We start from the raw sequence: 9600 nt of genomic DNA, 5'->3' as shown, positions 1-9600 counted from the left end.
CTTATATACTGTTTGTGTCAAGTGAAATACGGAATAAATCTTGTTGATGCACCGCCACCGATAGTCCCTTGAGGACTATCCCCCAGGCTAAAGCCACCCCGTAAATTCTAAGCCCTTCGCCATGCGACCCAACGCTAAAGCTGTTGGATTTTACGGGCTTTTCGGATAAGATTATTCAGGTTATAATGTGCGTGTGTGCAGTTGAAATACAGGGAGGAGAATATGTTGCCCAATTTCATACATGTCGGTGCTGCCAAGTGCGCTTCGTCGTGGTTGTGGAGAGTCTATCAAGAGCATCCAGATGTGTATGTGCCATTACACCTGGATAATGTGAACTTTTTTGTGGCTGATTACCACAAAGGTCTGGATTGGTATCAGGAGGCCTATTTCGACGATTGGTGCGGGGAGAAGGCAGTGGGAGAGATGAGCAATTCCTATATGGTATTCGAGCCTGCAATTGCGCGGATTGTCCGGGATCTTCCCGGCGTGAAGTTGACCGCAACGGTGCGCAACCCGATTGATCGCGCGTTTTTGAGCTGGGTACATATGAATAAGCGCCGGTTTCAGCCGGACCAGCGGATGGAGTTCGAGCGGGTGCTGGATCCTCATGGACATGGTTTGTTTGGGCTGTGGGTGATGCCGAGTCTCTACAGTCTGCATTTCAAGCGTCTGTTCCAATACGCCTCGCGCGAACGGCTGCGAATTATGTTCTATGAGGACCTCGTAGCAGATCCAGCGGGCTTTTTGCGTGGGCTTTTCGAGTATCTGGAAGTGGATTCGGATTTCCAGCCGTCCATTTTGCATCAGCGGGTGAATAAGGTGACGCACTATCCCACGCCGGAGGCACCGCAGCCGGAAGATCAGATTATTGCTGAGGGTATCTCAGAAGAGGTGCGGGACTCACTGCGAAAAATTTTTCAGGAGGATATTGAGGCGTTGCAGGAGATCACGGGAAGAGATTTGAGCCACTGGCAATAGGATCGGTTGGGTTTTCCCTGCGTCGCAACTACAAAAGGAGACCGCTTTATGCGTTCGCTCTATAATGGTATTGTGCTTTCTGAAGATTGGCCGCCGAGGCGCACGCGAGAGGATCTTCTCGCTTTCGAACCTATGCGTGTGCCCTATCTGGAAAATCCTCCCGAGGTGATACCGATTGACCTGGGACGGCAGTTATTCATCGACGACTTCCTGATCGAGAACACAACGCTTCGGCGCACTTTCCACCGGCCGCAATACTGGGCGGGAAATCCGATTCTCAAACCCGAGAAGCGATGGGAATTTACCTCTCGTCGTCCCACTGCTATGGCTTTCAGCGATGGTATTTTCTACGATGCCGAGGAGGAGATATTTCGGATGTGGTACAGGGCGGGAAATACGACGTGCATCGCCATTTCCGAGGATGGGATGCACTGGGAGCGCCCGGAACTGGATTTTATGCCGGGGACGAATATCATTTGTCTGTCTGGTAGCCGCGATTCATCTACGGTCTGGCCCGATCCGGACTGTGAGGGTGCGGATGCCCGCTACAAGATGTTCGTTTTCCACCGGGATCCGTGGCGAGCTTCTGTTTACCTGTCCCCGGATGGGCTGAAATGGGACTTCAAAGCATGGACTGGAACAACTGGTGATCGCAGTACGATGTTTTACAATCCGTTCCGAAAGGTGTGGGTTTACAGCATTCGGGACCATATCAGGGGGTCTGGCCGGTCCTCGTATCCGGAGAATCCTCTGAGAAGGTCGCGCAGATACCGGGAGCATTCCGATTTTGTTGCGGGGGCGGCCTGGCGCGATGGGGAGCCTACCTGGTGGATCGGTGCGGACCGGTTGGACGGGCACCACGAGTTGGCACCCGATATTCAGCCCGAATTGTACAATCTGGATGCGGTGGCCTATGAGAGCATTATGCTCGGTCTGTTCAGCATCTGGCGTTACCAGCCTGCGGATCGCCCCAAAATCAATGAGGTGCTGTTTGGATTCAGCCGGGATGGGTTCCATTGGGATCGCCCCTGCCGCGAGGCGATGATGGGCATTTCAGATGGAAAAACAAATTGGAACTGGGGAAATGTGCAGTCGGCGGGTGGTTGTTGTCTCGTTGTGGGAGATCAGCTCTATTTTTACGTAAGTGGGCGAAACTACGGAGAGGGTGAGACGTGGCTGGAAACGATGTCTATGGGTCTGGCGATGATGCGGCGAGATGGATTTGCCGCTATGGAAGCGGACAGTGATACTGGGGAACTCACGACAAGGCCGGTGCGGTTTGACGGCAAATTCCTGTTTGTAAATGCCGTTGTGGATGTCGGAGAACTCCGGGTGCAGGTTCTGGACAAAAGTGGAAAAATCATCGCGCCATTCACTTTCGAGAACTGCACGCCCCTTCGGGAGGATGGCACCTGCCAGGCGGTGTCCTGGGGAAGAGCGACTGATCTGTCGGCGATTTCGAACCGGGAGGTGCGTTTCCAGTTTCGCCTTAGCAATGGCAGTCTTTACGCTTTCTGGGTCACCTCTGACCGGTTGGGGTCCAGTGGGGGATATCTGGGTGGCGGCGCACCCGGGGCGTCGGGCTTCAGAGACTTGCCGCGTTGATGCTGGCGTCTTCTTTCGCGTTCACTGTGATCGCTTTTTCTGTGGCAGGTTTGGATGAGACGATCGCGCTTTAATGGGGGTCATATGCGCATACGAAACTACTGGCGGTACCCGGGGTGTGGGCCGCATGCGGCGGCGTATCTCGGAGACGGTTTGGTGGCCGCACCGTCAAAATACGGCAATCGCATCACGTTCTGGAATGTGAGTGACATCAAACGCCCTGAACTGGTTGCGGATTTGCCTGACCGCCCCGATTGCCAGTCAGTCGCCTTCTGCAACGGATATCTGATGGTGGGCAGTGATCGCGGGATCGAAAGCATGCGCTTCTCGAAGGCGGATCTCGTCCCCATCGACTGCAGCGCATTTGCCCCGGAAGTCAACGATTTTGAAGTGGCTGCCGACACGGTGCTCGCCGTCAGCAAGCGAAACGTCATCAAAGTTGTACGCGTTGAGAACGATGGCAAGCTGACTGAAATCGGCGTGCGCGAAGATGTGCTCGCCCGCTGCCATGGGGCAAGCCATGAAGGATCCCTGGTTGGCGTGACGGGATTCAGAGGAGATGGCAAGGTAGAGACCCCTCTCAGCCTTTTTCCAGACGCTGTGGATGAGGATGGACGATTCACCGATCCATGCGGCTGGACGCTTGCCAACGGAGGTGAGCCTTCGAGATGGTATATGAACATTTCGAACCGCATTATCCTGTACCGGAAGCGCGCCTATGTAGCAACTGGTATTTCAAGGATCCAGGATCCCAGGAGGGAATGGTTGCTGGATCCATCGGTCACAGTTCTCAATGTGGAGTATCCTGATGCCCCGGAGTTCCTGGGCAATTACCCCTGTACTGGTTCCGCGACCTGTACGGGGCTTTATCTCGACCGGGACCGTGAGTGCTTGATCGTCGGATCCGGGAATATTGTGCGCCGCTTTGACATCGATGGCGACCTTTTGCACGAAACCGACAGGCTTGCGTTTCCCTACGGAGATTTTGGCGACGGATATCCCAGGGCCCCGACGATCCACGATGTGTGCAAGACCGATTTGATCTGTGACGGTCTGCCCGTCTTTTTCGCCGGTGCTCAGGCGACCGACGATCTATACCTCTTCACGGTTTGAGTGCAATGAGGTCGAGATGGACACTAAAAACCGGGGAATGAAGATGGCTTCAAAAGACTATTCTGTTTCAGAGAAACCGACGCTGGATCATCTCGCTGTTAGTGTCCTTTGTGGCATGCCGGAATACCGCGATGCCGGCATTATGATCGATAAGTATCTGGATCGCATCCAGAGCAAATACGGCTGGCAGCACGATGTGGATCTGGCCGGGATCAAGACTTTGGAGGATTTTGAAGTCTTCCGCGCCCGGTTGCTCAAAGCTTATCGCGAGACGCTGGGGCCTATGCCCGAAGAGAAAACGCCACTGAATCCGGAGATTACGGGTATAATTGAACGGGAGAAGTTCAGGATTGAGAAAATCGTCTGTCAGAGCCGCCCCAATTTTTATGTGACTGCGAATCTGTTTGTGCCCAAAAATCGCCCGACGCCAATGCCCGGTGTGCTGATTCCCTGTGGTCATACAGCCAATGGCAAGGCTGTGGAGACTTACCAGAGTGCCGCGCAGTTTCTGGCTTTGAGGGGCTATGTGGCTCTGTGTTTTGATCCGGTTGGGCAAGGTGAGCGTCTCCAGTATCTCGAAGATCCCAAAACCGGGGAATCTCTTTCTCTGGCTCCCACATCCGAACATATGAAATGCGGCAATATCTGTCTTCTGACCGGGCTCCATTTGATGGCTATCCGTATCTGGGATGCGATCCGGATGCTGGATTATCTGGAAAGCCGCGCCGAGGTCGATGCGGAGCGGCTCGGGATCACCGGAAATTCGGGGGGTGGCACGGTGACGCTTTGGTACACGCCTTTGGAACCCCGCATCAAGGTCGCGGTTCCGGTCGGGACGGTGGGTACCTGGGGCGGGGGCGATTCCGAGCAGAATATGCCGAATGATATGCTCACTGGCCTGTCTCATGCAGCGATGATGTGTTTTGCGTATCCGCGGCCGTACCGGTTGATTAAAGAGACGCGCGATGGTGTTTTTGTGAACACGCGCATGTCTTTTCACAAAGCCAGGTGGCTCTATGAGACCCTCGGCCAGGGCGAGAAGATGGATTTTGTGGAGACGATCCGGGAACATGGCTATTTTCGGGAGATGCGGGAACCGATGATGGAATGGATGAATCGCTGGCTGGGAGATCCCCAGGCGGACTGGCGTGAACCCGAATTGGAAATTTTCTCCGATGAAGATCTCCAGGTGTCGCCAACTGGTCAGGTTCTCACGAGTTATCACTCGGATCGGGTCACTGATCTCTGCGTTCGTCGCGCAGAGGAGACCCTGCCAAAGCAACGGGCAGCGCACAGTGTGGCAGAGGCGAGCGCGTTTCGCGATACGCTTGTCGAGTGTGTCCTGAATCGCACGGGAATAAAACGACCCCAGGAGGAGATTTCCATCGAGGTTGTCGCATCTGAGATGCACGGCAATATGCAGATTCGACAGGCTATTATCGAGAGCGAAGCCGAGGTTTTTCTACCGATGCTCATCGGGCAGAGCCTGGCCTCAGTGCCAGAACGGTTGCCGGTGATTCTGGCCGATGATCGGGGTAAGGTTGCAAATTGCAGCGACGGTGGGCTGTTCCATCTGCTGGTCGAGGCAGGGCATCCGACTGTTGCGGTAGATTTGCGGGGTTATGGCGAGACGCAGACGACGAATTGGAGCAATCGGGACCGACAGGGCGGCTTTGTCGCACAGCTTCTGGGCGTGGAGAGCATGGGATATGGGTACGGTGCCAGACACACCGGACATACGCTTATTGGGATGCGTATTTTCGATTTGCTTCAGACTATTCGCGCCCTGCCCCATCTCGGACTCAGCCGGGAAGTCGTGCTCATAGGTCGGGGGGGCTGTGGCATTCAGGCATTACACGCAGCGGTTCTGAGCGACGCTGTTACAGCTGTCTGCACCTGGCGCACGCTTTCCTCTTATATGGATGTGGTTCGAGGTTCTGTTTATCACGTCCGGTTCTACGATATGGTGCCGAATGTGACGACGGCCTACGATTTGCCCCATCTATCCGCTGCTCTGGCACCGCGTCCCGTGGCCCTTGTCAATGCGGTAGATGAACGGCTTGACGTTTGTGAAAAAGCAAAAATCGAGGCCGATTACGCACTGGCTTCTGAGACCTATGCCAATCTGAAAGCGGAGAAGGGTTTTTTGATCGAAACACAGGCGTCCGAAGGAGAAGAGGTCGCTTCTATTGTGAACTGGCTTGCGGGGATCGCGTGATCCGGTGGCTATTTTTTACAGGAGGCCCGTATGAGGCAGCTTGAAAATGGATTGAGTGAACGGACGCTGGCTTTTGAGCCTGGGTTTGAGGTGCACGGTGAGGTGGTGTGTCGTACGTTTCAGCCGTCGTATGTCGTTACGCGCGCTGGCGTGTTGATCGCCTTTTGTCAGGGTAGGTTGCGCGGAGGCCGCGACGACGATCCGAAGGTGATTCTGACGAGCAGGAGCAGCGATTGGGGCGCGACGTGGTCGCCAGCGAGGGCTGTTTCGGGTCGGATCACCCACTACGCGGTGTCTGCGTATCTTTCCGAACGAGATGGACGCGAGCGCGTGTCCGTTCTGTCTATGGTTGATTTGCGAGGTACAGAGAATATTTACGACAAGGACTATGGCGAGATGCGGGCGCAGTCCGGTATCGATATCGATGCCGTGGGGCGCGATACGCCCATGGTTCTTTGCCGGTTTGATTCGGATGACGATGGCGATACCTGGACTATGGAGACGTTGCTCGGGGACCGGTCGCCTCTGAACCACCGCTATTCCGATGGTACGCTGATTATGTTTAACGCGGTGGGGCAGGTTCACGCGATTACGCAGGGTCCGCATCGGGGGCGGTACGTTCTGGGGGGACCTGTTACTGTGGTGCCCGAGGGAGAGGCCGTTACGAATTATTTTCGCAACCATCCCCAGTCCGGTTCTGCCGTTATCTACAGCGATGATCAGGGCGAGACCTGGCGCGTGGATGGCTTTATCACGGATTATCTTGCCAACGAAGCTTCCGCTGTGTCGGTTAACCGCGGTGAGGAATTGTTGCTCGTTCGCAGGCTGAATTCGCGCGGTATGCTCGAAGCCCACACCCCTCTCGCGGAGGTGCGTCCCGGTCCTGTGCAGCGCATTGCCCATACTTCGACGGATTGTGGCAAGACGTGGTCCAGGCCCTTTCTCGTCGATATCAGTGGGGTGCTCTGCCATGGCACACTTGCCCGGGGCGGGAGGCGTCTGCTCTTTTCTATTCCCAATGGCTCCGGTCTGCCCGAATCCGAGCGGCAGCACGCCACAGAGCGCCAGCGCGGTGCGATCTATTTTAGCGATGACGAAGGTCAGGCATGGCGCCATAAGGTTATCGAACCAGAGACTTTCTCCTACAGCACTGTTGGTCCCCTCAATGAATCCCAGTATATCACGCTCTACGCATGCAGTTCCATGGGGCAGGAGGGCGTCGGATGTCGGGTGTTTGAGGATGCGTGGCTGGATGCTTAGAAGGATATAGGAGGTATGCGATGATTGGCGAATCTGAAATTGCACAATTTGAAGAGGTCGGGGCGGTAACTATCGATACGCCTTTTAGTAAAGCGCGGCTGGATCGCGTTTCGAGGGTTTTTGATCGGATGCTGCCGTTTGAAGGCTCAGAAGATGGGAAACCGACCCAGTATCGTGTGGGGCAACGGTATTTTCTCGAGCCTGAATTGCTGAATCTGATCCAGGATCCGTTTTTGGAAGCTGTGGCGAAAAAGACCTTGGGGGCCGATGTCGTGCATTTTTTTAATGCGTTTATTGTCACTTCCTATCCACAGCCCGGCGCAATATTCAGTTTTTCCGAACATGTGGATATTAAATATAGCCTTTCAGACCTGGATGCCACACCCAAACAGATGCTTTGCAGTTGTCTCCTCTGGTTGAGCGATGTGACGAAAAAACGGGCACCTCTCATGTACCGACCCGGTAGCCACCGTTTGATTGCAGAGGATGTGGAAAAGCATGGGACTTATATTCAGAATCCAGTCCCATTTCGAGAACTTCCCGAGTTGTCTTTTGCCGATCCGGTTCCTTTGCTTGCAAAGGCAGGACAGATGACGGTTTGCACCACGGCAATGGTCCACGGCGCATCTATCAATATTGATACGTTTCCCCGGAAAGTGATGTTTATTGTGTTTAAGCCCGCAGGATATACCATTGATGCTAACATGAAAAGCATAGAAGTCCGAGAACAATATTATCGCGAGTTGAGAAATCATTTGCGTGAAGATCGATTGGGCATTCTCGAAATGAGTTGAATAACCTTGCAAATGTAATCTGAAAACGAAAAATTAGTTCTTGGCATTTTTATCAAAAAGCCCGTAAAACCCACTCGCAGAGAGCTTTAGAGTTGGGAGTAGTCACCAACACAACGATCCCCGGAAAATCAACCCGCGAACCTGGCCCCTGTATAAACTTGACTCTCCATCATTCGTTCCAGGATCCTCAGCTTCAGAGAATTCTCCACGTCAGCCATATCGGCTCTTCCAACCAGGTTATTCACCTCACTCGGATCGTTCTTCACGTCAAACAGCAGGTAGGCCTCTCCTTCTTTGTTGAGTGCAATCTTCCAATCATGATTCAACAGCATGACATCTCCGCCATATTCCGAAATCGCCTCGCTCCGGTGTTCGATCGAGGGGTCTGCAAGCATCGGGCAGAGGGATTTCGCAAACTGGGGATACTCGATTTCCCCTCCCGCTAGTTCAGCTAGTGTCGGCCCCGCATCAAACCACTCCGTATGGCTTGCGCATGTCTTTCCAGCAGCCGAACGACCGACGGTGTCAGGGGTCCGAATCACCAGGGGTACGCGAACGGCGCCATTCATAAAATTGCTTTTCGCAAGAATTCCACAATCACCGTTCATTTCGCCGTGATCAGAGACCAGAAGAATCACCGTATCGTCAAGCTCACCACGTGCTTCGATCGCCAATAGGATCTCTCCGATTTGGTCGTCAATCAGAGTCACGTTACCGGCGTAATCCGCTCGTAGTATCTTTTCTTCTCCAGGGTCGAATGTGGGCCTGTTGTCCAGGATATCATCCAGGGTTCCCCGAGGTCGCTTGCGCTCATCTCCGGGATAAGGAACCGGACTGGGCATGGCGTCGGGGTGGTACTTGCTCGCGTACGGTTCAGGTGTGTCATAAGGCATATGTGGTCCGCCAAAACTCACCCAGCAAAACCACGGCTCGGAGCGATCATAGCTTTCTAGATAGCCTTTGGCCTGCTGGCCTACATATACATCGTAATAGTCCTCCAGCCCCACTGCCGAGGGCCGCACCAGGTACCGTTTGGTTCTGGAACGCTCAGCGAGGTCCGCTTTGTACTTTTCCCACAGACTCTTTTTTTTCCACATCGAAGTCATATGAGAAACGCAGTTTGCGCACGCCCGTGGGCCCCCAATTTCATTCACATCATCCAGCCCATAGGCGTGCAGCAGGTGCTCTCGACTGCGCAAGTCGCCTGACGTAGGATGCAGGTGTGTCTTGCCGAACAGGCTGGTTCGATACCCACAGGACCTGACAACTTGGGTCCACGTTTTCGCGTCGGCCGACAGGGTATGGTCCTGATGATTCCACACACCCGTATTGTGAGGGTAGTGTCCCGTAGCCAGGCTCAGCCTTGCAGGTACACAGATAGGCGAATTCGTAACGCAATTAGAAAACCTCACGCCTTCATTTGCGATCCGATCCATATTCGGCGTTTCAACCCAGCCACCAGTGCAGCCCATCGCATCTGCACGCTGTTGATCCGTCATCAAGAGCAGAATATTCGGTTTCGCCATATGTGATTCTTCCGTTTGTCGGCAATAGAGTGTGAAGCGTTAGAACGCATCATAGGTAAATCAACCGTCGGTTTTGATAGAGAGATTTATTTATAATCCAACAAGT

7 protein-coding genes are annotated in these 9600 nt (G+C 54.0%); 6 read left to right on the top strand and 1 reads right to left on the bottom strand.

What is annotated here, in order from left to right; genetic code table 11:
• Positions 1-222: 222 nt before the first annotated feature.
• The 6 genes from F4Y39_19995 (at position 223) to F4Y39_19970 (ending at position 7968) form a co-directional block, all read left to right on the top strand.
• Positions 223-978: a sulfotransferase domain-containing protein gene (locus F4Y39_19995; GenBank protein ID MYC16013.1), complete on the top strand. Its 756-nt coding sequence runs from the start codon at positions 223-225 to the stop codon at positions 976-978.
• A 48-nt stretch (positions 979-1026) separates the two neighbouring features.
• Complete coding sequence (locus tag F4Y39_19990; GenBank protein ID MYC16012.1) at positions 1027-2583, top strand: glycosyl hydrolase family 32; 1557 nt, start codon at positions 1027-1029, stop codon at positions 2581-2583.
• An 84-nt stretch (positions 2584-2667) separates the two neighbouring features.
• On the top strand, positions 2668-3696 hold the full coding sequence (locus tag F4Y39_19985) for a hypothetical protein (GenBank protein ID MYC16011.1): 1029 nt from the start codon (positions 2668-2670) through the stop codon (positions 3694-3696).
• 16 nt (positions 3697-3712) lie between these two features.
• A complete protein-coding gene (locus F4Y39_19980) occupies positions 3713-5914 on the top strand; it encodes a hypothetical protein (protein MYC16010.1) in 2202 nt (733 codons plus the stop codon).
• Positions 5915-5944: 30 nt separating this feature from the next.
• Positions 5945-7174, top strand: coding sequence for an exo-alpha-sialidase (locus tag F4Y39_19975; GenBank protein MYC16009.1), 1230 nt, complete (start codon positions 5945-5947; stop codon positions 7172-7174).
• Between the two features lie 20 nt (positions 7175-7194).
• Positions 7195-7968 (top strand): phytanoyl-CoA dioxygenase family protein, encoded by a 774-nt coding sequence (locus tag F4Y39_19970; GenBank protein MYC16008.1) that lies wholly within the window; start codon positions 7195-7197, stop codon positions 7966-7968.
• Between the two features lie 128 nt (positions 7969-8096).
• Here F4Y39_19970 and F4Y39_19965 read toward each other — a convergent pair whose 3' ends face one another.
• A complete protein-coding gene (locus F4Y39_19965) occupies positions 8097-9494 on the bottom strand; it encodes a sulfatase-like hydrolase/transferase (GenBank protein MYC16007.1) in 1398 nt (465 codons plus the stop codon).
• Positions 9495-9600: the final 106 nt, after the last annotated feature.

The organism is Gemmatimonadota bacterium (assembly GCA_009838845.1).
Taxonomy (GTDB): Bacteria; Latescibacterota; UBA2968; order UBA2968; family UBA2968; genus VXRD01.
This window is presented reverse-complemented; position numbering and strand designations above follow the sequence as displayed.